Annotated in this window: 24 protein-coding genes and 1 pseudogene; 13 read left to right on the forward strand and 12 right to left on the reverse strand. The window is 63.1% G+C overall.

Features of this window, described 5'->3' with window-relative positions:
- The 13 genes from IZV00_RS20745 to IZV00_RS20805 all read left to right on the forward strand — a co-directional run bounded on the left by IZV00_RS20745 (position 1) and on the right by IZV00_RS20805 (position 12,621).
- Complete coding sequence (locus tag IZV00_RS20745) at positions 1-438, forward strand: periplasmic heavy metal sensor (RefSeq protein WP_179563619.1); 438 nt, start codon at positions 1-3, stop codon at positions 436-438.
- On the forward strand, positions 435-1,007 hold the full coding sequence (locus tag IZV00_RS20750; RefSeq protein ID WP_174839326.1) for an RNA polymerase sigma factor: 573 nt from the start codon (positions 435-437) through the stop codon (positions 1,005-1,007). The genes IZV00_RS20745 and IZV00_RS20750 overlap by 4 nt, the downstream gene beginning before the upstream one ends.
- Before the next feature lie 93 nt (positions 1,008-1,100).
- Positions 1,101-2,996, forward strand: coding sequence for a copper resistance system multicopper oxidase (locus IZV00_RS20755; protein ID WP_196227741.1), 1,896 nt, complete (start codon positions 1,101-1,103; stop codon positions 2,994-2,996).
- Positions 2,993-4,255 carry a copper resistance protein B gene (locus IZV00_RS20760; protein ID WP_196227742.1) on the forward strand — a complete coding sequence of 421 codons (1,263 nt, stop codon included), beginning with the start codon at positions 2,993-2,995 and terminating at the stop codon, positions 4,253-4,255. Before IZV00_RS20755 ends, IZV00_RS20760 begins: the two co-directional genes overlap by 4 nt.
- 77 nt (positions 4,256-4,332) lie before the next feature.
- Positions 4,333-4,971 (forward strand): hypothetical protein, encoded by a 639-nt coding sequence (locus IZV00_RS20765; RefSeq protein ID WP_230463545.1) that lies wholly within the window; start codon positions 4,333-4,335, stop codon positions 4,969-4,971.
- Positions 4,972-5,015: 44 nt separating this feature from the next.
- Positions 5,016-5,462 carry a DUF305 domain-containing protein gene (locus IZV00_RS20770; RefSeq protein ID WP_174839329.1) on the forward strand — a complete coding sequence of 149 codons (447 nt, stop codon included), beginning with the start codon at positions 5,016-5,018 and terminating at the stop codon, positions 5,460-5,462.
- 70 nt (positions 5,463-5,532) lie between these two features.
- The gene (locus IZV00_RS20775) at positions 5,533-5,928 is read left to right on the forward strand and encodes a DUF305 domain-containing protein (protein WP_149524031.1); all 396 of its coding nucleotides are present in this window, start codon (positions 5,533-5,535) and stop codon (positions 5,926-5,928) included.
- Between the two features lie 43 nt (positions 5,929-5,971).
- Positions 5,972-6,415, forward strand: coding sequence for a DUF411 domain-containing protein (locus IZV00_RS20780; protein WP_196227743.1), 444 nt, complete (start codon positions 5,972-5,974; stop codon positions 6,413-6,415).
- A 46-nt stretch (positions 6,416-6,461) separates the two neighbouring features.
- Positions 6,462-6,836 carry a hypothetical protein gene (locus IZV00_RS20785; RefSeq protein WP_196227744.1) on the forward strand — a complete coding sequence of 125 codons (375 nt, stop codon included), beginning with the start codon at positions 6,462-6,464 and terminating at the stop codon, positions 6,834-6,836.
- Between the two features lie 102 nt (positions 6,837-6,938).
- Positions 6,939-7,232 (forward strand): hypothetical protein, encoded by a 294-nt coding sequence (locus tag IZV00_RS20790; RefSeq protein ID WP_149524029.1) that lies wholly within the window; start codon positions 6,939-6,941, stop codon positions 7,230-7,232.
- Between the two features lie 135 nt (positions 7,233-7,367).
- The gene (locus IZV00_RS20795; protein WP_196227745.1) at positions 7,368-8,690 is read left to right on the forward strand and encodes a TolC family protein; all 1,323 of its coding nucleotides are present in this window, start codon (positions 7,368-7,370) and stop codon (positions 8,688-8,690) included.
- Positions 8,691-8,702: 12 nt separating this feature from the next.
- Positions 8,703-11,612: a Tn3 family transposase gene (locus tag IZV00_RS20800; RefSeq protein WP_006961814.1), complete on the forward strand. Its 2,910-nt coding sequence runs from the start codon at positions 8,703-8,705 to the stop codon at positions 11,610-11,612.
- Between the two features lie 142 nt (positions 11,613-11,754).
- Positions 11,755-12,621 carry a recombinase family protein gene (locus IZV00_RS20805; protein ID WP_006961816.1) on the forward strand — a complete coding sequence of 289 codons (867 nt, stop codon included), beginning with the start codon at positions 11,755-11,757 and terminating at the stop codon, positions 12,619-12,621.
- A 64-nt stretch (positions 12,622-12,685) separates the two neighbouring features.
- On the opposite strand, the pseudogene IZV00_RS20810 reads toward IZV00_RS20805, so the two are convergent.
- The 12 genes and pseudogenes from IZV00_RS20810 to IZV00_RS20865 all read right to left on the reverse strand — a co-directional run.
- Positions 12,686-13,045, reverse strand: a pseudogene (locus IZV00_RS20810) (ATP-binding protein); the annotation flags it as partial.
- On the reverse strand, positions 13,042-14,529 hold the full coding sequence (istA, locus tag IZV00_RS20815; protein WP_196227746.1) for an IS21 family transposase: 1,488 nt from the start codon (positions 14,527-14,529) through the stop codon (positions 13,042-13,044). The gene istA and the pseudogene IZV00_RS20810, both read right to left, overlap by 4 nt.
- A gap of 90 nt (positions 14,530-14,619) precedes the next feature.
- The gene (locus IZV00_RS20820; RefSeq protein WP_230463546.1) at positions 14,620-15,198 is read right to left on the reverse strand and encodes an MBL fold metallo-hydrolase; all 579 of its coding nucleotides are present in this window, start codon (positions 15,196-15,198) and stop codon (positions 14,620-14,622) included.
- Positions 15,199-15,219: 21 nt separating this feature from the next.
- On the reverse strand, positions 15,220-15,861 hold the full coding sequence (locus IZV00_RS20825; protein ID WP_188658603.1) for a DsbA family protein: 642 nt from the start codon (positions 15,859-15,861) through the stop codon (positions 15,220-15,222).
- 2 nt (positions 15,862-15,863) lie between these two features.
- Complete coding sequence (locus IZV00_RS20830; RefSeq protein ID WP_188658602.1) at positions 15,864-16,490, reverse strand: DsbA family protein; 627 nt, start codon at positions 16,488-16,490, stop codon at positions 15,864-15,866.
- Positions 16,487-17,296 (reverse strand): TlpA disulfide reductase family protein, encoded by an 810-nt coding sequence (locus IZV00_RS20835; protein ID WP_188658693.1) that lies wholly within the window; start codon positions 17,294-17,296, stop codon positions 16,487-16,489. Before IZV00_RS20835 ends, IZV00_RS20830 begins: the two co-directional genes overlap by 4 nt.
- Positions 17,296-18,078, reverse strand: a complete 783-nt coding sequence (locus IZV00_RS20840; protein WP_188658601.1) for a sulfite exporter TauE/SafE family protein — start codon at positions 18,076-18,078, stop codon at positions 17,296-17,298. The genes IZV00_RS20835 and IZV00_RS20840 overlap by 1 nt, the downstream gene beginning before the upstream one ends.
- A complete protein-coding gene (locus IZV00_RS20845; protein WP_196227747.1) occupies positions 18,075-19,307 on the reverse strand; it encodes an NAD(P)/FAD-dependent oxidoreductase in 1,233 nt (410 codons plus the stop codon). Before IZV00_RS20845 ends, IZV00_RS20840 begins: the two co-directional genes overlap by 4 nt.
- Positions 19,304-19,738, reverse strand: coding sequence for a TIGR01244 family sulfur transferase (locus tag IZV00_RS21450; protein WP_043060757.1), 435 nt, complete (start codon positions 19,736-19,738; stop codon positions 19,304-19,306). The genes IZV00_RS20845 and IZV00_RS21450 overlap by 4 nt, the downstream gene beginning before the upstream one ends.
- 18 nt (positions 19,739-19,756) lie before the next feature.
- Positions 19,757-20,182 (reverse strand): DUF6691 family protein, encoded by a 426-nt coding sequence (locus tag IZV00_RS20855; protein ID WP_043060756.1) that lies wholly within the window; start codon positions 20,180-20,182, stop codon positions 19,757-19,759.
- The gene (locus IZV00_RS20860; RefSeq protein ID WP_043060755.1) at positions 20,182-20,622 is read right to left on the reverse strand and encodes a YeeE/YedE family protein; all 441 of its coding nucleotides are present in this window, start codon (positions 20,620-20,622) and stop codon (positions 20,182-20,184) included. The genes IZV00_RS20855 and IZV00_RS20860 overlap by 1 nt, the downstream gene beginning before the upstream one ends.
- Positions 20,622-21,551: an MBL fold metallo-hydrolase gene (locus IZV00_RS20865; protein ID WP_196227748.1), complete on the reverse strand. Its 930-nt coding sequence runs from the start codon at positions 21,549-21,551 to the stop codon at positions 20,622-20,624. The genes IZV00_RS20860 and IZV00_RS20865 overlap by 1 nt, the downstream gene beginning before the upstream one ends.
- Positions 21,552-21,596: the final 45 nt, after the last annotated feature.

Genomic DNA, 21,596 nt, shown 5'->3' on the forward strand with positions numbered 1-21,596 from the left:
ATGAAGGCAAAGTTGATTTTTTTGGTAGCTGTCGTCGCCTTCGTCGCAGCCGTTGCGGGCGTGTTCCTTGGGCGTCACTTCTTCCCCCAGCCCAAGGCGGCCGGTGTCGAACTCCACGACGTGTTGCACAGCAAGCTCGACCTGGACGACCGTCAGAAGGCGCAGATCGAACTGCTTGAGCAGCGCTTTGCCGTGCGTCGTCGCGCGCTGGAGCTCGAACTGAGAGCGGACAACGCGCGTCTCGCGGCCGCGATCGAAGCCGAACATGGCAACGGACCGGGTGTCACGGCGGCCGTCGATCAGTCGCATCAGGCGATGGGCGAGCTGCAGAAGGAAACGCTTGGCCATATCTTCGCGATGCGCCAGATCTTGCGCCCTGATCAGGCCAAGACCTTCGATCAGGCGGTGGTACATGCGCTCACCGACGATGCACGGTGAGTCTGGATCTTCGCGCGTGCTCGGACGGTGAACTTGCGGCGCTAACGCTCGCCGGTCGGCAGCCGGCCTTCGCAGAGATCATGCATCGGCACCAGGCTGCGATATTTCGACTGGTACGCGGCCTGGTGGGGAATGCCGAGGACGCGCTAGACCTCACCCAGGACTGCTTCGTCTCCGCGTTCAGCCATCTGCGAAAATATGATGGCGCGCGGCCGCTCCGGGCTTGGCTGTCCCGGATCGCGATTAACAAATGCCGCGACTGGCACCGCCGCCAGAAGGTGCGGCAGCTTTTCACCTTCGGTTATGCAGCGTCCGACGCCGAGATCGAACAAGTGCCGGATGATGCACCTTCCGCGCATGCCAGTGCCGACTCAAAAATGGAGATCAAACGAATGGCCGCCGCAATCAGCGCGTTACCGGTCTCGTTGCGGGAAGTTCTGTTGCTCCGCACAGTCGAAGGGCTGAATCAGTCGGAAGCGGCAACTGCGCTCTCGATAAGTGGCAAGGCGGTCGAGACGCGCCTTTACCGTGCGCGGTCGCGCCTTGCGGAAATCTTGGCCGAGGAATGAGGGGTGCGCCCCGCTCGCGCGTAAGGAGAGAGAGATACCGCGCTCGAGCGCCTTTGCGGACCCGGAGTGCTGCACGTTGAACAAGGAGATACTATGCCCCCGGTATTGACCCGCCGCGACCTTTTCCGCGGTGCCGCATTGACCGGCGGTGGTCTGGCATTGTCGGCCTGGATGCCGGCATGGGCTCAGCCCGTTTCGGCCGGGATCGTGAAGCCGCTCCCGATCGTCACCGGGAACGACATCACGCTCAAAATCGCCCATCAGATGATGATGATCGATGGCCGGGCAAGCCATGCCATTGGCATCAACGGCACGGTGCCGGCACCCCTCATCCGGCTGCGCCAGGGCCAGACGGCGCGCCTGTCGGTGATCAACGATCTCGACGAAGACAGCTCGATCCACTGGCATGGCTTACTCGTACCATTCCAGTTTGATGGCGTGCCCGGGATCAGCTTCCCCGGCATCAAACCAAAGTCGACCTTCGTCTACGAGTTCCCGATCGTTCAGGCGGGCACATATTGGTATCATAGCCATTCGGGGCTGCAGGAGCAGATGGGCCATTATGGGCCGATCGTCATCGATCCGGAAGGCGAGGACCCGATCCGCTCGGATCGCGAGCATGTCGTCGTGCTGTCCGACCATAGCCAGATGCACCCCCACGCGATTTTCCGGAAGCTCAAGCAGGTCGGCGGGGGCTATTTCAACTATCAGCGCCAAACGCTGGCCGGTCTCCTGGCCAAGAAAGACCAACCACTCAAGGAACGTCTCGACTGGGGCAATATGCGTATGGACCCGACCGACGTTTCCGATGTCACGGGTTCGACCTATACATATCTCGTGAACGGGCATGGCCCGCAGGACAATTGGACTGCGCTCTTCCGGCCCGGCGAGCGGGTCCGGCTGCGTTTCGTCAACGCCTCTGCGATGACGACATTCAATGTCAGGATTCCCGGCCTCAAACTTACGGTCGTTCAGGCCGACGGGCTCAACGTCAGGCCTGTCGAGGTTGACGAGTTCCAGATCGCGGTGGCCGAGACTTACGACGTCATCGTCACACCGACTGATGATCGCGCCTATACGCTGGTCGGCGAATCCGTCGATCGGTCGGGCATGGCCCGCGCAACCTTGGCTCCGCGCGAAGGCATGGCAGCTGAAGTGCCTGCGCTACGCAAACGTCCCCTCGCTAATATGAAAGACATGGGCATGGGGGACATGGATATGGGTGGCATGCAAGGCATGGACCACTCAGCGATGGGACATGACATGTCGGCAAGCGGGGCCGCCGCGGGCGGTATGGCTGGAATGAACATGGAATCCGGCGCCTCGATGCCCGCAATGGACAAGCCGGCCGATGGTTCGATGGCGAACATGCCTGGAATGGGTGCGCCTGCCGGCGACGCGATGGGCGGCATGGCGATGGGTGGAATGGGCGGCATGAATATGCGCGACGCGAGCAAAGCCCCGCAGGTCAAGATGGGGCCTGGCGTGCAGACGATCTCTCCTATGCCGATGGATCGCACGGGAGAGCCCGGACAGGGCCTTGACGATGTCGGGCACCGTGTTCTGGTCTATCGCGATCTCATGGCGGTCGACCGCAATCCCGACGTGCGGGCACCCGACCGCGCAATGGAGATTCATCTGACCGGAAACATGGAACGCTATATGTGGTCGTTCGACGGCGTGAAGCTGAGCGACAAGCGGGAGCCGATTCCGTTTCTCGAAAATGAACGGGTGCGTGTCACGCTGGTGAACGACACGATGATGTCGCACCCGATCCATCTTCACGGACATTTTTTCGAGCTGGTCACGGGCCATGGCGAATATTCGCCGCGCAAGCACACGGTGAACGTCGCGCCGGGCGGCAAGGTGAGCTTCGATCTCACCGCCAACGCCGTCGGAGATTGGGCGTTCCACTGCCATATGCTCTACCACATGCACGCCGGGATGATGCGCGTAGTCTCTGTCCGTCCCCGGGGAGAAACCGCATGAAGTCGCTTCTTCTCCTGATCAGCGCTGCGCCGCTCGCTTTCGCAGTACCGGCGAGCGCGCAATCCATGCAGAATATGCCGGGCATGAACATGCCTGCAGCCAAGGCGCCCGCGAAGAAGAGGCCTGCAGCAAAGCCCGCTACGCCCGCCAAGCGCAAAACGTCGGCCAAGCCGGCTACCAGACCAACACCCGCCAGGCGCGCGACACCGGCGGCGAAACCCAATGCCGCCGCCCACGACATGTCGGTAATGGGCACCATGCCCGGAATGGATATGTCGGGAACGGCGGGAAGCAAGGCATCTCCGAAGGCCGATCCCCACGCCGGACATGACATGTCGAGCGTGCCTGGCATGACAATGCCGGACACGGCGGGTGGCGCTATGAAACACGATATGCCCGGCATGAATATGCCTGCTGCTGGAAGTGGTCAGCCGATGGAGCATGACATGTCGTCGATGCCCGGGATGGCGATGGATGGGCAGATGGCGGGGCATGGGGCAGGGGGCACGAGCCTTGTACCGGGCAACGCGCCGGCACCATTGCCGCCGAGCGATCACTATGCGGATCGGATTTACCAGAACGGCGCGATGGCCGATTCCCGCGCTATGTTGCACAACGAACATGGCGGCAGCACATCCTCGATGATCCTGTTCAACCTGGCCGAATATCAGGTCCGAAATGGTCGCGATGGCTATCGCTGGGACGGCGAAGCGTGGTTCGGCAAGGATCTCGATCGGCTTGTCGTCAAGACCGAGGGCGAGGGGGCTTTTCGAGAAGGCGTCGATAGCGCCGAAGTTCAGGCGCTCTACAGTCGCGCACTCGATCCCTACTGGAATGTGCAGGCGGGTGTCCGCTACGACTTCAAGCCCAATCCCTCCCGCACCTACGCAACGATCGGCATTGAGGGCGTCGCGCCTTACTGGTTCGAAACGGAAGCTGCCGTGTTTCTGTCGAACAAGGGCGAGGTGCTGGGACGGGTCGAGGGCTATTACGATCAGCGCCTCACGCAGCGTTTGATCCTTCAGCCCCGCGTCGAATTGAATCTTTCGGCCCAGGATGTGCCCGAAACCCGGATCGGGTCGGGCCTCTCCAACGCGGAGCTGGGCCTGCGCCTGCGCTATGAGATTCGACGTGAGTTTGCGCCCTATATCGGCGTGTCCTACGATCGAAAATTCGGGCAGACTGCGGATTATGCCCGCGCCGATGGAAAAGGCGTCAAGGCGACCAGTTTCGTCATTGGCGTGCGGACCTGGTTCTGAGGAGCAACCGGCTTCGGCTCCACGTCGGGGCTAGCCGCGTCCACCGCTGGCTGGCTCTGATCATCGGTGTCCAGCTCTTGCTATGGTTTGCCAGCGGCCTGATCATGAGCGTGCTGCCGATCGACCGGGTTCGCGGTGAACGTCTCGTGGAGCGGGTATCGCCAGCGACGCTTGATCAAGCTCGTCCCCGTGCACCGCTGGATCTCGTGTTGCGCGAGGCGAACAAACCCGCGCGAGAGGTCCGATATCGTCTGCTGCTGGGACGCGAAGTCGCCGAGGTCGAGCTGGCCGATGGTGCGGTGGTGCTCCAGGATGCCGAGACTGGAAAGCGCATCCCTCCTCTAAATGCTGCAATGGCGCGAGCAGTCGCGGTCCAAGCCTATCGCGGCGTGGCGCCGACGCCGAACGTACGCGCCATTTTGACCGCCAGCACCGAATATAAGGCGACGCTGCCGGCATGGCGGGTCGATTTCCCGGACCGCGACGCGACCCGTATCTATGTTGCGCAAAACAGCGGTCGAATCGTCGCCGTCAGGAACGGCACCTGGCGTCTCTACGACTTTTTTTGGGGCCTCCACATCATGGACTGGAAGAACCATGAGGATTTCAACACACCTTGGCTGATTGGATTCGCCGCTGGGGGGCTTGCGCTGGCGATCGCTGGTTCTGCCCTTTTGTATTTTCGCTGGCCGCGAAAGCGGCGCCGCAAGAACTGAACGAACATGGGGAATTCTTGGGCGGGGGCCAAAGGAGACGACCGATGATGAAGAATGCTTATGCGAGCCTCGCGCTGCAGACGCTGGTCGGCGGCATCATCATGTATTTGGTGATGTTCGTCATGATCGACAGCTTGGGGAGCTTCTACAATAATCTCAATATGGTCTACATGACGCTGATGATGGTCGCGCCGATGGTGGTGCTGATGATCCTCGCAATGGGTCATATGTTCCCATCAAAGGTGGCCAATGCTGCTCTTCTGGTCGGCTCGGTTGTGATATTTGCTGGATCGTTCGCCCTGATCCGTACGCAAACGACGATCGGTGACACGGCATTCCTGCGTTCGATGATCCCGCACCATTCGGGGGCGATCCTCATGTGTCGCGAGGCGACCTTGAAGGACCCCGAAATCGTCCGGCTGTGCGGTGGCATCGAGGAATCCCAACGGCGCGAGATTGATGAGATGAAGGCTATTCTCGCCCGCAAGTAGGTTTCGCCATCCCATTCTCGAAAATTAGCGCAGGCTTGCGAGGGTATTGGCGCGCTCGCGCGTATTAACAATGCGGGGCGATGAGGAGAGAATTGTGAAGAAAATAATCGCCGTCATGATCGTCGGATTGTTGACCACACCCGCGATCGCGCAAATGCAGGGCATGGACCATTCGAAGATGGACATGGGCCAGATGACGAACCCTACGCCGGCCAACCCGTATCCGCTGGCCGAGATGGAGATGCATCAGAAGATGATGTCCGCCATGGGCGGCGACGCGACGGAAACCTGGGTTCGCAAGATGATCGAGCATCATCGCGGCGCGATCGCGATGTCACGCATCGTCTTGCGCGACACAAAGGACGCGCAGGTTCGAACGATGGCGACCAAGGCGATTACCGAGCAGACTCGGGAAGTGGGCGAGCTGCAGGGCTGGCTAAGGGCTCACCACAAGCGTGCGCAGTAGAGACTTTCCCCCGCCCAAGGGCGGGGGATAACTGAAGGTGTATATGCCACTGAAACTCGTTCTTGCTGCGTTCGCCGCGTCTGTCTCGGTCGCCAGTGCCGCGGCTGTACCTATCACAGTCCATCGCGATCCAGGATGTGGTTGCTGCGAGAAATGGGCCGCCCAGGTCCGCCAGCAATTCGGCCGGCGCGTGGCCATAATCGATGATCAGCAGCGATCTGCCTTTCAGCGCACGCACGGCGTGCCCGCTCGGCTGTCATCATGTCATACAGCGATCGTCGACGGCATGGTTTTCGAGGGACACGTCCCTATCGCGGACATGAAGCGCGTTCTCGCGCAGCGTCCTCGTGGTGTGAGCGGTCTTGCCGTAACGGGCATGCCTCTCGGATCACCAGGCATGGAGGCCCCCGGGCAGCCGGTTCAGCCGTTCAATGTCTTAGCCTTTGGTGCAGGAAGCAAAACTATCTACGCGCGGCACGGCGAATGAGCATGGCGTTGCTCTTGGATCAAGATTGGCGTAGTTGATTACAGCTGTGAAACGTGCGCTTCCCCTCTTTCTCCTGCTCGGAGCCCTGCTCGGTCTGCTCGGCCAGGAAGCCGCCTTTGCGTCAGCACCGCCTGTAGTGTCCGTATCGATGGCGATGACCGGGACGGCCGATTCCGGCATGTCCGAAGACTGCATGAAGATGATGATGCAGCAACAGCAGCCCGCGCAGAAACCCTGCAAGGGCATGACGCTCGCCTGCATCGCCGCGATGGGCTGTGTCATTCCCATGGCGGTTCGCAATGACGCACCGACGCTTGCGGTGCGCGCGGCCGATCCGACCCTGGCCTTCTGGTCGACCACCACTGTCCTGCGCGGCGGTGACGTTGCTCCCGAACCGGAACCGCCGACTCTCCTTGGCTGATCGAACTCGGCCGTAAGGCTGGAAGGGTCGTTGCGCCTGTCGCGGATCGAACCTCCTGTCCAACCTGCGGCTACCCCGATGATTTGCCAAAGGATGATAGTTATGAAGAACCGTGTTTTCTATGCGCTGCTGGGCGTAGCCCTTGCCGCACCCGTCGCCGCATTCGCCGGCCAACCGGACCACAGCCAACAGTCCGGCCATTATGAGTGGAAGTCGGTCCCGCAATATGGACCGCGTGCGCCGCTCCAGGGACAGCGGCGCGTCTGGGTGCCTGATACCACGCAAGTGGCGGCGTGCGACTGCGACATGATGAAGATGAGCAGCGCCGACGCTGCTGATTGCATGAAGCAGATGCACAGCATGGCATCGCCTTCGTCGGCCCCGTCGGTCGGTTAGGCAAAAGTTCTGGCCGCTTCAGGTCGCATAGACGGCTAGGCCAGCAGTGGCGGCAGAATGCCCCCCATTCCGCCGCCACTGATATGCCTGTCATAGTGTGCGCGGCCGATCCGGTCCTCCGATCAGGAGTTTTCCATGCGATTGTTTGTTTGTGCGCCGCTGCTCGCGGCGATCCCCGGGATTGCGTTCGCCGGTCCGCTGACCTTCGATGCGGCGCTTCGCCAGGCTAAGCACGATGCTCCCTCCATTCGAGCGAAGACACTTGGCACTGATGCCGCGCGTTCGGCGCGTGGGGCCGCGGGAACGCTGCCCGATCCCACCCTCGCAGTGGGCGTAGACAGCTTCCCGATATCAGGACCGCTCGCGTTCGAGCCGCAGCGGGACAATTTTACCATGGCGCGGGTGGGCGTGTCTCAGGACATTCCTAACCTCGCCAAGCGCCATGCCCAGCAGGCGCGCGCCGATAGCGACATCAGGGCGGCGGAGGCTGATACGGCGGTCGAGGCGCGCACCGTCGAGGTAGGTACGGCGTTGGCGTGGATCAATCTGGCCTATGCCGAGCGCAGGCTTGCCGCTCTTGAAGACGTGCTGTCCCGGCTCGAGCGCGTCGTAGGGACCACGACCGGCGCTGTCGCTTCGGGCAGCGTACGGCCGGCGCAGACGCTTGCCGGTCAGCAGGCCATCGCCACGATGCAGGATCGCCGGAGCGAACTGGTCTCGAACGTCGCGCGTGCCCGCGCTACACTTACCCGTTGGACCGGCGATCCCGCGCCGGAGATTGCCGGTCCAATTCCCGAATTTCCGGTCGATGGGACCGAACTTCGTGCTGGCCTCGATCGCCATCCCACCATCCAGATGATCGATGCCCAAGCTGGGCAAGCCGATGCCGATGTAAGGGTGGCGGATGCCGGTCGGCGTTCTGACTTCGGCGTGAATGTCGCCTATCAGCGCCGCGATCCCCGTTTCGGCGATTATGTCTCTGCTGGCGTGACGGTCAGCCTGCCGTTCTTCACCCGCAATCGTCAGAACGCCGGAATCGCCGCTGCCCAGGCCAATGCCGGGCGCGTTCTGGCCGAACGCGGAGCGGCGCGCCGCGCTCTTGCTGCCGACCTCGATGCCGATATCGCCGACCATGTCATGCACCACGAACAATGGATGCGCGCGCAAGGAACGCTGCAGCCGCTGGCCGAGCAGCGCGTGAAACTGGAGACCGCCAGCTACGGTGCTGGACGTGCCAGTCTTGTCGATGTCGCCGACGCTTATGCCGCGCTGGCCGACGCAACCCTCACTGTCCTCGACCGCGAGGCGCTGGTCGCCGCTGACGGCGCGCGATTGACTCTCACATACCGGCCCAGTCGGCCCGAAGCTGCGATTTTGGTCATCTTGGAGAACACGTCGGGAACGGGCTGGTTGTTGTTGACGATCGCCCATGCGAGGAACGACGTTCCGCTCCGATAAGGGAGCGGCGTTATGAGCCTTGGCGTTTCGAGTGGGGATCTGATCGGCTCCTGGAGCCTGAGTTTTTCGGACATCGCGTTCGTGACCGGCAAAGCGGAGACGGCACGACTGGGATTGGCGGTTCAGCTTAGATTTTTCGCCGGGCATGGCTTCTTTGTGCCGGATCATGCGTCGATACCCTCCGACGGTGTCTTGTATCTGGCGGAGCAACTTGGTCTCGATGCCAAATCCGTGAACCACTATGATTTTTCCGGGCGCACCGCCCGCCGGCATTGCGCGGAGATTTTGCGGCATCTCGGGTTCCGCCGTATGACGCAGACGGATCGCAGGGCGTTGTCGAGGTGGATTTCCGACGATCTTTGTGCGGGCGGGCAGCCGATCAATGCCATGCTCGAGCATGTTTTCCTGTGGTGCCGCGACCGCCGTATCTATGGGCCGTCGCGCAAGGAGCTGGAACGCCTCGTCCGTTCGCAACGACACCTCTATCTGGAGGCCCTGTTGGCCCGAGTCCGCGATCGGCTTGCGCCGGATGCGGTCGCCTTGCTGGAAGCCTCGCTCGCCGATCCCGATGGCCCGACCGGCTTCAACACGATGAAGGGGGATGCAGGTCAGGCGACGCTCGAAAACATTCTTGGCGTGACCGCCAAACTCGCCTTTATCCAACGGCTTGCTCTTCCCCGAGATTTCCTATCGGTCACGGGCAAGGCATGGGTCGATCAGATCGTTCGCCGGGTTGCCGGCGAGAAAGCCTCGGAGATGCGCCGGCATGTACCGGCGCGCCAGCTCGGGCTCTATGCCGTTTATCTGATGGCGCGGGAAGCTCAGCTTACGGATGCGATGGTCGACCTGCTGATCGAGACGGTCCATAAGATCGGATCGCGCTCGAAACGCAAGGTGGTGGGCGATATCGCGAAAGACATCGAGCGGGTCTATGGCAAGGAGCGACTCCTGGTCGAGATTGCCAGCGCTTCGATCGACGATCCATCCGGGCGCATCTGCGATGTCATTTTCCCAATCGCCGGCAAGGACAAACTGGCGGCGATCATCAAGGAAAGCCAGGCAAAGGGCGCCTTGGATCGGCGGATCTACAAGGTGATGCGGAGGTCATGGGCCAATCATTATCGCCGTATGCTGCCAAGCCTGCTTTCGGCACTGGAGTTCCGGTCGAACAACGCCGTGTGGCGTCCGGTGCTGGCGGCCCTGGACTGGATCAGAAGCAAAGTGGATGATGGATGCCGCTACGTGCCGCCGCACGCAGTGCCGGTCGACGAGGTCATTCCGGCGAGATGGCGCAGTTCCGTCATTGATGAAGAGGGGCGCGTAAACCGGATCAGTTATGAGCTTTGTGTCCTCGCGCAACTGCGCGATCGCATCCGTTCTAAGGAAATCTGGGTTGTCGGGGCGGACCGATACCGCAATCCCGATGACGATCTTCCCAAGGACTTCGATGCGCGGCGAGAAGCATATTACACAGGATTGAACCTGACGGCGGATGCGCGTGCATTTTCAAGCGCCATCCGGGAAGAGCTTGCTCAGGAACTGTTGCTCCTCAATGCCAATATTCCCCGGAACGACAAGGTTCGGCTGCTGTGGCGCGGCGAGAACCGTATATCTCTCACCCCGTTCAAACCCTTGCCCGAACCCAGGGGTCTCGCCTCGATCAAGACCGAGATCGGCCAACGCTGGCCGATGACCGGGCTGCTCGACGTACTGAAGGAGGCTGCCCTTGATACGGGACTTCTCGAAGCGTTCGAAACATCGGCCTCGCGTGTTGCACTGCCGAAAACCGCGCTGGATCAACGTCTCCTGCTATGCCTCTACGGCCTGGGAACGAATGCCGGGCTCAAGCGGATCGCCGGCGCCACCCCCGATGTCAGCTATGAAGAGCTGCTGCATGTCCATCGCCGCTTCGTTCATGCCGCGGCGCTCAAGGAGGCGTGTGCCAGGGTTGCGAATGCGACCCTGGCAATCCGCAATGCTGCAGTCTGGGGGGACGCCGGCACGGCCTGTGCGTCAGATTCCACAAAGTTCGGAGCCTGGGATCGCAACCTGATGACGGAATGGCATGCGCGTTATGGTGGACGGGGCGTCATGATCTACTGGCATGTCGAACGACGCGCGACATGCGTCTATTCCCAGCTCAAGCGCTGCTCTTCCTCCGAGGTCGCCTCCATGATCGAGGGCGTGCTGCGCCATTGCACCGACATGGAAATCCAGCGACAATATGTTGATAGTCATGGCCAAAGCGCGGTTGGCTTTGCATTTTGCCGGCTTCTCGGATTTGAGCTTGCACCCCGCCTGAAAGCGATCGCTCGCCAGAAGCTGGCTCTTCCCGATGTCGGCATGCGAACGCGGCTTCCCCACTTGCAGCCGATCCTCTCCAGTCCGATCAACTGGGATGAGATCGAGCAGCAATATGACGAGATGGTCAAATATGCAGCCGCGATGCAGACAAAAACCGCCGACCCGGAGGCGATCCTGCGCCGGTTTAGCCGCTCCGAGGTGATGCACCCGACCTACAAGGCGTTGAGTGAGCTGGGCCGCGCGGTCAAGACGATCTTCCTGTGCCGGTATCTGCGCGAGGAGTCCTTCCGCCGCGAAATTCATGAAGGCCTGAATGTCGTTGAAAACTGGAACAGTGCCAATGGGTTCGTTTTCTTCGGCAAGGGCGGCGAGATCGCCACTAACCGCATCGATGAGCAGCAGCTCTCGGTCCTGGCGCTACATTTGCTGCAAGCGTCGCTTGTCTATGTGAACACCCGAATGCTTCAGAGCGTGCTGGTGGAACCGAAATGGACGGGCCGGATGACGCCGGATGATTATCGCGGCCTCACACCGCTGATTTACAGCCACGTCAATCCTTATGGCCGCTTCGACCTCGATCTGAATAGCCGGATCGATTTTGGGCGGCTTGCTGCCTGACCGGGGCCTTTCCGCTCGCACCATTTGGGTGCACCCGAACGTGACGATCGGAAGTGACATATACGACATGTCACAAAAGGGTGGTTCCGTCACCAATGTTACTGTACGAGGGCAAAGCCACCCTAATGTGACGGATTTGCCCATGACCCGCGTCGGCTACGCCCGCGTCAGCACCATCGACCAGGATCTCGACATCCAGGTTGCCCGGTTGAAGGCAGCGGGCTGTGAAATCCTCCGCTCCGAAACAGGCTCGGGCGCATCGCGCACTGGACGCACGGAGCTTGAGACGATCATGCAGTTCCTGCGCGCCGATGACGAACTCGTCGTCCTGCGTCTCGATCGGCTCGGTCGCTCCACACGCGATGTTCTCAATCTGGTTCATGAACTCGACCAGAAGGGAGCCTCATTGCGGGTGCTTGAGCCGGAGGTGACGACGGCCGGAAGCATGGGGCGGATGGTGATCACCATTCTGGGCATGGTCGCGGACATGGAACTGACGTTCATCAAGGACCGGCAGCGCGCCGGGATCGAGGCGGCGCGCGCCGAAGGCGTCTACAAAGGCCGGAAGAAAAACATCGATGACGATGAAATCCGACGCCGGATCACCGCCGGCGCGAGCAAGGCCAGCGTCGCGCGCGACCTCAAGATCTCAAGAATGACCGTCTATCGGGCGCTTGACGTCATTCCTTCAAGGATCGGGCTGCCGGAAAAGCCGCCTTCTGTCACCATCGCCCTGCATCTGACCATCGAGAACTTCAACAAGCATGGTCGTGGCAGAAAGCCCGCTCGCGAGCGCATTGAGGCGATGCTGGAGCGGGATTACCAGATGCAAAAGACCGGGAACTGCGATTACACGCTGACCGTCGCCTATGATCAGGGTGCCGATGGCGTCAGCCTCGATGATGAGATCGCATCTCTCCAGACAGAGATGTTCAACATCGCAGAGAGCTACAGGTGCTCGATCGAGACCGATGTTTACGAGATTGGAGGACAAGAGCGAGCCTGGTAGATCGCCATGTTCAATCTTTGTTCTTCAACATGGCCAAAATCGCAGCTTCGGGCCGACTGGGCCTGTTACCCAGCGCGATGACGTTCTCTCGGCGCAGGATATATTCCGAGCGGGCGAGTTCGAGCACCAGCATCTTGTTGAGGCTGGGGATGGCGGTGAAGTCGAAGGTGTCGAGACTCTTCACCGCCGGGAAGCGGGCGGCGCGGATCCGCCGCTCGACCGTGCGCCGCTCCCGGTCGATGAGCTCAAGCTCGATGAGACGCAGCAGGTAGCGCGGGTGGTCGATACCGTCGCGGGCGCATTCGCGCGCGACCTTCTCATATTCGCGCAGCACGGTCGGCAGCTTGAGCTGCTTGAGGTGGTGGGCGAGCAGCACCTGGGGTGTCCCGCCGGTCGTGCCGGTCGGCATCTTGTCGCTTGTCATGCCGCCAGCACTCCATAGTCCGCCGCCCGGGTCGTCTTCACGTCCGTCCGGGGCAGGTGCGGATAGGCGGCCAGATCGAGACGGGGCGGTCGCCGTTCGATACGCGCCAGCGCGATGAGCTTCACCGCGTCGAAGCCGATGGCGCCGAGCTGCACGGCCTGTGTCACCGCGTCGGTGACGACGGCGAGCGGCAGGGCTTCGAGCAGCCGCAGCACCTGGATGAACTCCCGCTTCCCCTTGTTGCCCATACGGGCTTCCAAAAGGTGGCGCAGATGCTGGAAGATCTCGGGCAGATCCCAGCCCTGCAAGGCGGCCGCCTGGTCGAGCGCGCCGGGCTTCTGCTCGATGAGCGCGAGATAGTGCAGCGGGTTGGCGACGAAGGCGCCCTCGCCATAGCTGCGCGGATGGCGGGCGATCTCCTCGCCGGCGATGCTGATGACGACCTCGTCGACGAACCCCTTCACCAGGACGTCGCGGAAGCCGTAGGCGGTCGGCACCGAATAGTCGTTGGTCCGGTAGCGCACCAGCGCGGTCGACGACACGCGCGCCGACCGCTTCTCGCACGGCTCCAGCGGCACCGCCGGCAAGGCCCGGAAGACCTGCCGGTCGGCGGCAAGCCGCTCGGCGATGGTGTCGGCATGGCGTCCGGCATGCCCGTTCTGTCGGGCCAGGCAGTCCTTCGCCAGGCGCTCGTTCAACTCGTCGAAGCTGGCCGCCACGGGAATGGGCACCATGAACATCGCGCGGGCGTGCTTTACCAGCGCCTCGACCTTCCCCTTGTCGTTGCCCTTGCCGGGCCGGCCAAACCGGTCGGCAAACAGGTAGTGGCTGACCAGCTCGGTGAAGGCCCGCGTGCGCTCGCGCTTGCCGTCGCCGCAGATCCTCGCCACCGCAATCTTCAGATTGTCGTAGAGAATGGACAGCGGCACGCCGCCGAAGAAGGCGAAGGCCGAAACATGGCCGTCCAGGAACGCCTCGGTCGTCTCGCGCGGATAGGCCTTCACGAAACACGCATCGGAATGCGGTAGGTCCATGCAGAAATAATGAACCTTCTGCCGCACGCCGCCGATCTCGGCCCACGCCTCGCCGAAGTCGACCTGGGCATGGCCCGGCGGGTGCGCCAGCGGCACGAACGTCTCCCGGCTGCGGGCCCGACTTAGCCGCACATAGTCCTTCACCACCGTGTAGCCGCCGCCATAGCCATGCTCGTCGCGCAGCCGCTCGAAGATCCGTTTGGCGGTGTGCTGCTGCCTGGCCGGCGACAGGCGGTCCTCGCGCAGCATGGCGTCGATGACCGGCAACAGCGGCCCCAGCTTCGGCTTCTCCGGCGGCTTCGCGCGCCGGTAGCCTGGTGGCAGCGAGAACGCGCACATCTTCGCCACCGTGTCCCGGCTCAGACCGAACACCTTCGCCGCTTCCCGGCGACTATGACCTTCCACGAACACGAAACGCCGAACGACCGCGTAGCTCTCCAAGGCAAACATCCTCGCCGCCCCAAATGGAGCAGCTTACCACTGGCAGGATTTCTCTCCGCCGCACCGGCACCTATGCCGGCGCTCCCGTGGCCGGGTTTGTCACCGCCCTACACACGCGTGCGCGTCCCCGCCAGGGAAATCCGCCCGGCTCGTGCCGCTGTCAGGCACCATAAGGGTGTCGTGAACGAACGACGCGTCACCCACGACATAGGTGATCGAGGCGAGCGTGTGGCCGGGCGACAGCATGACGTGCGCGTCGAGCGAGCCGATCCTGAACTGCTCGCCATCGGCGAACAGGCGATCCCACTGGCTGCCATCGACGGGCAGGTCGGGCAGGCAGTAGATGTCCTGCCAAAGCTTCTGCACCTCTATGACCTTGGCGCCGATCGCGGTTTTGCCACCTGTCTTTTCAGCAAGGTACGGAGCAGCGGAGAAGTGATCGGCGTGGGAATGGGTATCGAGTACCCATTCTACTGTAAGACGCTTCGCGCGCACATATTCGAGGATCATATCGGCATTGTCGGTTGCGGTCGCACCGGCGCGCGGATCGAAATCGAGGACCGGGTCGATAATCGCGGCGACCTTCGTGGCCTCGTCAACTACGACATACTGGAAGCTGCCGGTGCGCTCGTCATGGAGTGACGCGATCGTCATGCCCTTGTGATTATACTCGATCATGTTTCGTATCCTCTCGCATCGTCAGCTTTCTTCCCGCGCACGCGCGAACAGCCGTTTGAAATCGCCGGTGTCGATCGCGCCCATCACCAACAGGCGACCGGCAAGATAACCCGGGGTGCCGGCTAGCCCGATCGAATAGGCTTCCTGACCGTTCGCCCGCAGGCGGGCTGCGACAGCGTCAGCATGGGCCGCAAGCCAAGTCGTCGCGCGCAGCCAGTCGCCGCCAGCGCGCATCACGACGTCCCGCAGCATTGCGTCGTCGATCGTGCGGCTGTCCGTCATCAACGCACGGTGGACGACTGGGTAAATCCCTTGCTCGGCGCACGCGAGCGCCACGCTTGCGGCACGTTCGGATGGTGGACCGAAGATCGGCCAGTCCTTGTAGATGACCCGCACCTTGCCGTCGCGCTGCACAGCCTCTTCCAGCGCGGGAAACCCGTGACGGCAAGCCGGACAACGATAGTCGCTGAACACGGCAAGCCGGAGCGTAGCGTCGGCAGGCCCGTCCTCAGGCGAGCCATTGCCGGCCAGGATCAGGTCAGCGGTCGGCCCGACGTCGCGCCCGATCGGGGCGGTACGCCACAGAACCTGCCCGACTGCCCAACCACCCACGACCACCGCGCCTAAGCCGGCAAGCTGTCTCCGATTGAGCGGCCCGGGCATGGTCAGCGCGCCGCAGGTTTTTTGCGCGCTTCCGCGACGAGACGATGCAACGTCGGGAGATCGACAGCACCGGCGACGACCTGCGAGCCGACGATCAACGCCGGCGTTCCGTTGAAACCGATCGCTTGGGCGATGCTATCGGTGCGCGTGAGCAGTGCGTCGATTTCGGCGCCACGCGTCTTCAAATCGCGTTGCAGACGGGGCCAGTCGACCCTGGCTTTGGCAGCCGCTGCCTTGACGCCCGCGCTGTCGAGCCGCGCCGGCGAGGTCATGAGGGCCTCGTGAAAGGCGGCATGCCTGCCCTGCCATTGGCTCGCGACGGCCGCGCGTGACGCCTCACGCGAGGCAGGTCCGAAGATCGGCCAGTCCCGGTACACGACCCGTACTTTCGGGTCGGAGTGAAGCAGGGCGTTCAGCACCGGCTCCATGCGACGACAATAGGGGCAGTTGTAGTCAAAGAACTCGACCACCGTGACATCATAGGTCTTGCCCGCGCGCTTGGGAGCCGCGGGATCATCGACGACGGACTTGCGCGACAGATCGGGCTGCTGGGCCATGAGAGGCGTGATCGGTGCGGCGAAGGCAAGCGCAGCCAGGAGGCCCCGCGACAACAGGTTGCGACGGTTCATCGGTGTTTCCTTGCTAATTCGATTCCATCGGCGAGGGCAGCGCGTGACAATTCGCCGAGCTGGAGCTGCACGATCGTGCCGTCGCCTGCGACGAAAGCCGTTGCGGGATATCCCACCACCTTCAGGGCTTGGGAAAGCCCGCGATCGGGGTCGAGCGCGACATGCCGCGCACCGACACCTTCACGGTCGAGAAAGCCGCTGACGATCGCTTGTGCCTCGCCCTGATCGGCAAGAAGGATCGGGACCTCGCCAGGGCGCGATGCAACCGCATCGAGCATCGGCAGCTCACGCCGGCACGGGCCGCACCATGTCGCCCACAGGTTGACCACGAACGGCCTGCCACGGAGGCGATCAAGCGGAAGCGGAGCGCCGGACGGGGTCGTCAGGTTGAAATGATAGGGGAACGGGCCGTAGGTCACGGGAGGCATCAGGGCCTGAAGCGAGAACCAGAGGCCACCCGCAACAGCCAACGCTCCCCAGCCTGCCGCCAGCGCGCTTGAGCGGCCAAGCCGGGTGGCCAGCGTCGCCGCAGCGCCGAGAAGCCCTGCGACGGGGGAAAAGCCGCCCTTCCACACGGCAAGGATGGACAGCGGAGCGTCGGCGTAGCTCGACCAATGCGCTGCGACGTAACCGGTCCGCGCCGCGACCATTCCAGCGACGATGGCGCTGGTTGCGGCTGCCGATACGCGAGGGAAGCGGAACCGACCGGCCAGCGTCGTGAGGCCAAGGAACACGACGATGCATAGCACAGCAAGCCCGCGATCGACGACCAGCATCAGCGGCCCGATGGCAATCGCACCCCCCATCAGAGAAACGCGGCCGTGCTCTTCCAAATCATATAGGCCGCCACCACGAAGATCAGGACGGCGAAGACCGTGGTGAGCGTGCCGCCGGTGCCGAGGCGCTTCGCGATCCGCGTGCCGATCAGGCCACCGACAACCCCACCGGCGATGAACACGAAAGCGAGCGGCCAGTCCACCAGACCGGAAAACGCGTAATTGGCGGCCGTCGTCAGCCCGAACGCGGTGACGGCGACCAATGACGTGCCGACAGCGTTCAAAATCGGCATGCCCGTCGACCCGATCAGGCCGGGGACGATCAGAAAGCCCCCGCCGATGCCGAAGAAGCCCGAGAACAGACCGGTGCCGAGGCCATAGCCCAGCACCTTCGGTGCCTTTTCCCGGTTGCACTCCGCTCCCGGGCTACCCGTGTCACCCCGCCCGCGCAGCATCAGGACGCCGACGACGACCATGACCAGCGCGAACAGGAATAGGAGCTTGCCGCCGTCGACGGCCTTGCCCGCAGTGGAGCCGAACAGGGCACCGATGACGCCGGCGGTCGCATACATGCCGCCACAGCGCCATTTAACGGTGTGCGCCCTTGCATGACCGATCAGCCCGGTTGCAGCGTTAGCGGCGACCGCGAACGCGCTCGTGCCGATGGCGAGGTGGGCGTTGGGCACGCGCACCAGATAGACCATGAGCGGGACAGCGAGGATCGAGCCTCCCCCGCCGACCAGACCGAGGGTGAAGCCCACCAGGCTGCCCGACAGCGCGCCCAGCAGATACTGGATCGGTTCGAGGGTCATGCCGCCTTGCCGATCTCATGCGGAGCCGCCATCCACTCATGGCCTTTCAGCATGCCCTGCCAATAGATCGGGGGCAGCATCCGCACCTTCAGGAACCAGGCCGCGCGCGTCGGGCGCGTGCCGTTCAGCAGCCACGACGGAAAGCTGGGGAGGAGTTTTCCACCATAGCCGAACTCGGCAAGGACGATCTTGCCGCGCTCGACGGTAAGCGGGCACGATCCATAACCGTCATAGTCGGCGACTGGGGCTTTACCATCGAGTGCGGCGAGCGCGTTGACCGCCACCACGGGTGCCTGCTTGCGGGCTGCCGCGGCCGTCTTCGCATTGCTCGTCCCGGCAGCATCGCCCAAGGCAAAGACGTCGTCGTACCGCTTGTGGCGCAGCGTGGCCTCATCGACCTCGACGAAGCCGTTTGCCGCCGCGAGCGGACTTTTGGCGACGACGTCATGCGAAACCTGAGGCGGCACGACGTGGAGCATGTCGAACTCGCGCTCGACCCGCTCGCTGACGCCGTCCCGCTTGTGCTCGAACGTGGCAATACGCCGATCGGCGTCGACCGCGACTAGGTTGGATTCGAGCCTGAGGTCGATCCCGTACTTCCCGACATATTCCATCAGCGCAGGGACGTAGGTCGCAACGCCGAACAGCGCCGGGCCGGCGTTGTGAAACTCGACGTCGATCGCTGGAAGAACACCGTGATCGCGCCAGATGTCGCAGGACAGGTACATCGCCTTTTGAGGAGCGCCGGCGCATTTGATCGGCATCGGCGGTTGCGAGAACAGCGCGCGTCCCCGCTGCAATTCCTGGACAAGCTGGCAGGTGTAAGGTGCCAGATCGTAGCGGTAATTGGACGTGACACCGTTGCGGCCGAGTGCTTCGGGAAGCCCGGCGATCTTTTCCCATGCGAGGCGCAGGCCGGGGGCGACGATCAGGACACGGTAAGCGATCGTATCCCCGTCGCCCAGGGTGATCGCCCGACGCTCGGGGTCGATGGCAATCGCAGGCAGCCGGATCCATTCGACGCCCTTGGGCATCACGTCGGCTTCCGCCTTGCGGGTCTGTTCGGGGGTGAAAACGCCCGCCCCGACCAACGTCCAACCGGGCTGATAATAGTGATCTTGGGCCGGATCGACGACCGCGATCGACACTTGGGCGTTGCGCTTCAGAATGCTGGCGGCCGTTGCGATACCCGCGGCTCCGCCTCCAATGATGACGATGTCGTAGGTCATTTGCCGGCCTTTCCGGAACGGCGGGCGAGCGCCGACTTCAGATCGGCCAGATCGTATCCGGCTGCCTTGGCCTGACCGATGATCGTCGCCGGATCGGCGTGATCCGCCTCCGCCAGCGCCCATAGGGTGGCCGCCCGCGTGCCGCTTCGGCAGAAGCCGAGCGTCGGCCCCGGCAGCGAGGCCAGCGCTTCCTTCATCCGGTCCGCATCGGCATCGGTCGCCTTGCCCGGCACGATCGGGACATGGGCGAACCCAAGGCCATGTTCTTCGGCGATCCGGGCCATTTCGTGCGCGCTCGGCTGCCCTGGCTCCTCGCCATCGGGCCGGCTCGAAATGATCGAGTGGTATCCTGCCTGTGCGGCAGCAGCGACGTCATTTCGGGTAAGTTGGGGAGCAGCCGAGAAGGACGATGTGATCTTCTTGAAGGCCATGTGACGTCTCCTATCCGGTCACGCCGAACGGCGTGGGGTGAGTGCGAAGCAGTGGATGGCTGCGCCGAGCGCCATTGCAGCGATGAAGAGCAGCGCGGGGGCAGGCTGGATCGCGAGTGCGGCGATGGCAGGGCCCGGGCACAGGCCGACAAGGCCCCAGCCTATGCCGAACAGGGCGGCACCGCCGATGAGGCGCGCGTCGATCGGCGACGTGGCGGGCGTATGGAATTGCTCGGCGACGATCGGCGTGGAGCGCCGACGCACGATGAGCCAGGCCAGCGCCATCGGCAGGATCGCTCCGGCCATGACGAAGGCGAGGGTCGGGTCCCAGGCACCGGCGACGTCGAGGAACGCCCGCACCCGCGCAGGATCGATCATGCCGGACACGGCGAGGCCGGCGCCGAACAGCGTGCCGCTCATGAGCGAAAGGAGGCTCTGGCGCATCACGATACCACTCCCGCCAGACGCATGAGGGTCACGGTGGCGATACCGGTCGCCATGAACGTACCCGTCGCAACGATGGACCGCGGCGACAGGCGCGACAGGCCGCAGACGCCGTGACCGCTGGTGCACCCCGCGCCGAGCCGCGTACCGATCCCGACGATCAGCCCGGCGACGGCGATCAGCCCAAGGGATGTCGGGAAGCGGGCTTCCACATCCACATCGGCCGCGGCCAGCGCCGCACCCAGCGGCAGCCCTGCCGTGAAAAGCAGTGCTGTCATCCAGGGAGCGCCCCCTTCGGAGAGGCCGAGGACACGCGCGAACATCCCGCTGACCCCGGCGATCCGACCGTTGCCCAGCAACATGATCGCCGCAGCGACACCGATCATCAGGCCACCGATGAAGCCGGCAAGCGGCATGGCATGGGGAAAAAATTCGGGCATCACAGCGCATCCAGTGGAATCTTGAGGTAGCGGGTGCCGTTGGCTTCCGGCGCCGGCAGATGGCCGCCGCGCATGTTCACCTGCACCGACGGCAGGATGAGCTTGGGCATCGCCAAGGTGGCGTCCCGACTGGTGCGCATCGCGACGAAGTCGTCTTCGTTCACCCCTTCGTGGACATGGACGTTGCCGACGCGCTGCGCGCCCACGGTCGTTTCCCAGACATACCGGTCGCGACCCGCAGCCTTGTAGTCGTGGCACAGGAACAGTCGCGTCTCGTCAGGCAACTGCATCAGCCGGCGGATCGAGCGGAATAGCTGGCGCGCATCACCACCGGGGAAATCCGCGCGTGCGGTGCCGTAATCCGGCATGAAGAGGGTATCGCCGGTGAAGACCGCGTCGCCGATGACATAGGCCATGTCGGCGGGGGTGTGCCCCGGCACATGCAGCGCGATGGCCTCGATGTCGCCGATCGCAAAACGGTCGCCATCGTCGAACAGGCGGTCGAACTCGGAGCCGTCGCGTTCGAAGTCGGTTCCGGCGTTGAAAATCTTGCCGAAGACGTTCTGCACGCGAATGATCTCGCGGCCGATCGCGAGCTGACCACCCAGCACCTTTTGCAGATAGGGCGCCGCAGACAGGTGATCGGCATGGGCATGGGTTTCGAGCAGCCATTCGACCGAGAGGCCGTGCTCCCGCACATATGCGATGACCGCGTCCGCTGATGTCGTCCCGGTGCGGCCTGCCGCGGCGTCGAAGTCCAGGACGCTGTCGACGATCGCCGCCTTCCGCGTGGCAGGGTCCCAGACGACGTAGGTCGCGGTGTTGGTCGGCTCATCGAAGAAGGAATGGACAATCGGCGCTCCTGCCGCCTTCGCACGTTCAATCTGCGCAACTGCCTTGTTTAACGCCGACTCCACGATCGTCTCCATTTATTGATTTCATGGTTTATGTAGTTGTATAATCTGCTTGCGTCA

The organism is Sphingobium sp. Cam5-1 (genome assembly GCF_015693305.1).
Classification (GTDB): domain Bacteria; phylum Pseudomonadota; class Alphaproteobacteria; order Sphingomonadales; family Sphingomonadaceae; genus Sphingobium.

Excerpts from the sequence above, each read along its gene's own strand:
- IZV00_RS20745 (WP_179563619.1), top strand. The coding sequence starts at position 1 with ATGAAGGCAAAGTTGATTTTTTTGGTAGCTGTCGTCGCCTTCGTCGCA.
- IZV00_RS20755 (WP_196227741.1), top strand. The coding sequence starts at position 1,101 with ATGCCCCCGGTATTGACCCGCCGCGACCTTTTCCGCGGTGCCGCATTG.
- IZV00_RS20760 (WP_196227742.1), top strand. The coding sequence starts at position 2,993 with ATGAAGTCGCTTCTTCTCCTGATCAGCGCTGCGCCGCTCGCTTTCGCA.
- IZV00_RS20770 (WP_174839329.1), top strand. The coding sequence starts at position 5,016 with ATGATGAAGAATGCTTATGCGAGCCTCGCGCTGCAGACGCTGGTCGGC.
- IZV00_RS20775 (WP_149524031.1), top strand. The coding sequence starts at position 5,533 with ATGCGGGGCGATGAGGAGAGAATTGTGAAGAAAATAATCGCCGTCATG.
- IZV00_RS20780 (WP_196227743.1), top strand. The coding sequence starts at position 5,972 with ATGCCACTGAAACTCGTTCTTGCTGCGTTCGCCGCGTCTGTCTCGGTC.
- IZV00_RS20790 (WP_149524029.1), top strand. The coding sequence starts at position 6,939 with ATGAAGAACCGTGTTTTCTATGCGCTGCTGGGCGTAGCCCTTGCCGCA.
- IZV00_RS20795 (WP_196227745.1), top strand. The coding sequence starts at position 7,368 with ATGCGATTGTTTGTTTGTGCGCCGCTGCTCGCGGCGATCCCCGGGATT.
- IZV00_RS20800 (WP_006961814.1), top strand. The coding sequence starts at position 8,703 with ATGAGCCTTGGCGTTTCGAGTGGGGATCTGATCGGCTCCTGGAGCCTG.
- IZV00_RS20805 (WP_006961816.1), top strand. The coding sequence starts at position 11,755 with ATGACCCGCGTCGGCTACGCCCGCGTCAGCACCATCGACCAGGATCTC.
- istA (WP_196227746.1), bottom strand. The coding sequence starts at position 14,529 with ATGTTTGCCTTGGAGAGCTACGCGGTCGTTCGGCGTTTCGTGTTCGTG.
- IZV00_RS20820 (WP_230463546.1), bottom strand. The coding sequence starts at position 15,198 with ATGATCGAGTATAATCACAAGGGCATGACGATCGCGTCACTCCATGAC.
- IZV00_RS20825 (WP_188658603.1), bottom strand. The coding sequence starts at position 15,861 with ATGCCCGGGCCGCTCAATCGGAGACAGCTTGCCGGCTTAGGCGCGGTG.
- IZV00_RS20830 (WP_188658602.1), bottom strand. The coding sequence starts at position 16,490 with ATGAACCGTCGCAACCTGTTGTCGCGGGGCCTCCTGGCTGCGCTTGCC.
- IZV00_RS20835 (WP_188658693.1), bottom strand. The coding sequence starts at position 17,296 with ATGGGGGGTGCGATTGCCATCGGGCCGCTGATGCTGGTCGTCGATCGC.
- IZV00_RS20840 (WP_188658601.1), bottom strand. The coding sequence starts at position 18,078 with ATGACCCTCGAACCGATCCAGTATCTGCTGGGCGCGCTGTCGGGCAGC.
- IZV00_RS20845 (WP_196227747.1), bottom strand. The coding sequence starts at position 19,307 with ATGACCTACGACATCGTCATCATTGGAGGCGGAGCCGCGGGTATCGCA.
- IZV00_RS21450 (WP_043060757.1), bottom strand. The coding sequence starts at position 19,738 with ATGGCCTTCAAGAAGATCACATCGTCCTTCTCGGCTGCTCCCCAACTT.
- IZV00_RS20855 (WP_043060756.1), bottom strand. The coding sequence starts at position 20,182 with ATGCGCCAGAGCCTCCTTTCGCTCATGAGCGGCACGCTGTTCGGCGCC.
- IZV00_RS20860 (WP_043060755.1), bottom strand. The coding sequence starts at position 20,622 with ATGCCCGAATTTTTTCCCCATGCCATGCCGCTTGCCGGCTTCATCGGT.
- IZV00_RS20865 (WP_196227748.1), bottom strand. The coding sequence starts at position 21,551 with ATGGAGACGATCGTGGAGTCGGCGTTAAACAAGGCAGTTGCGCAGATT.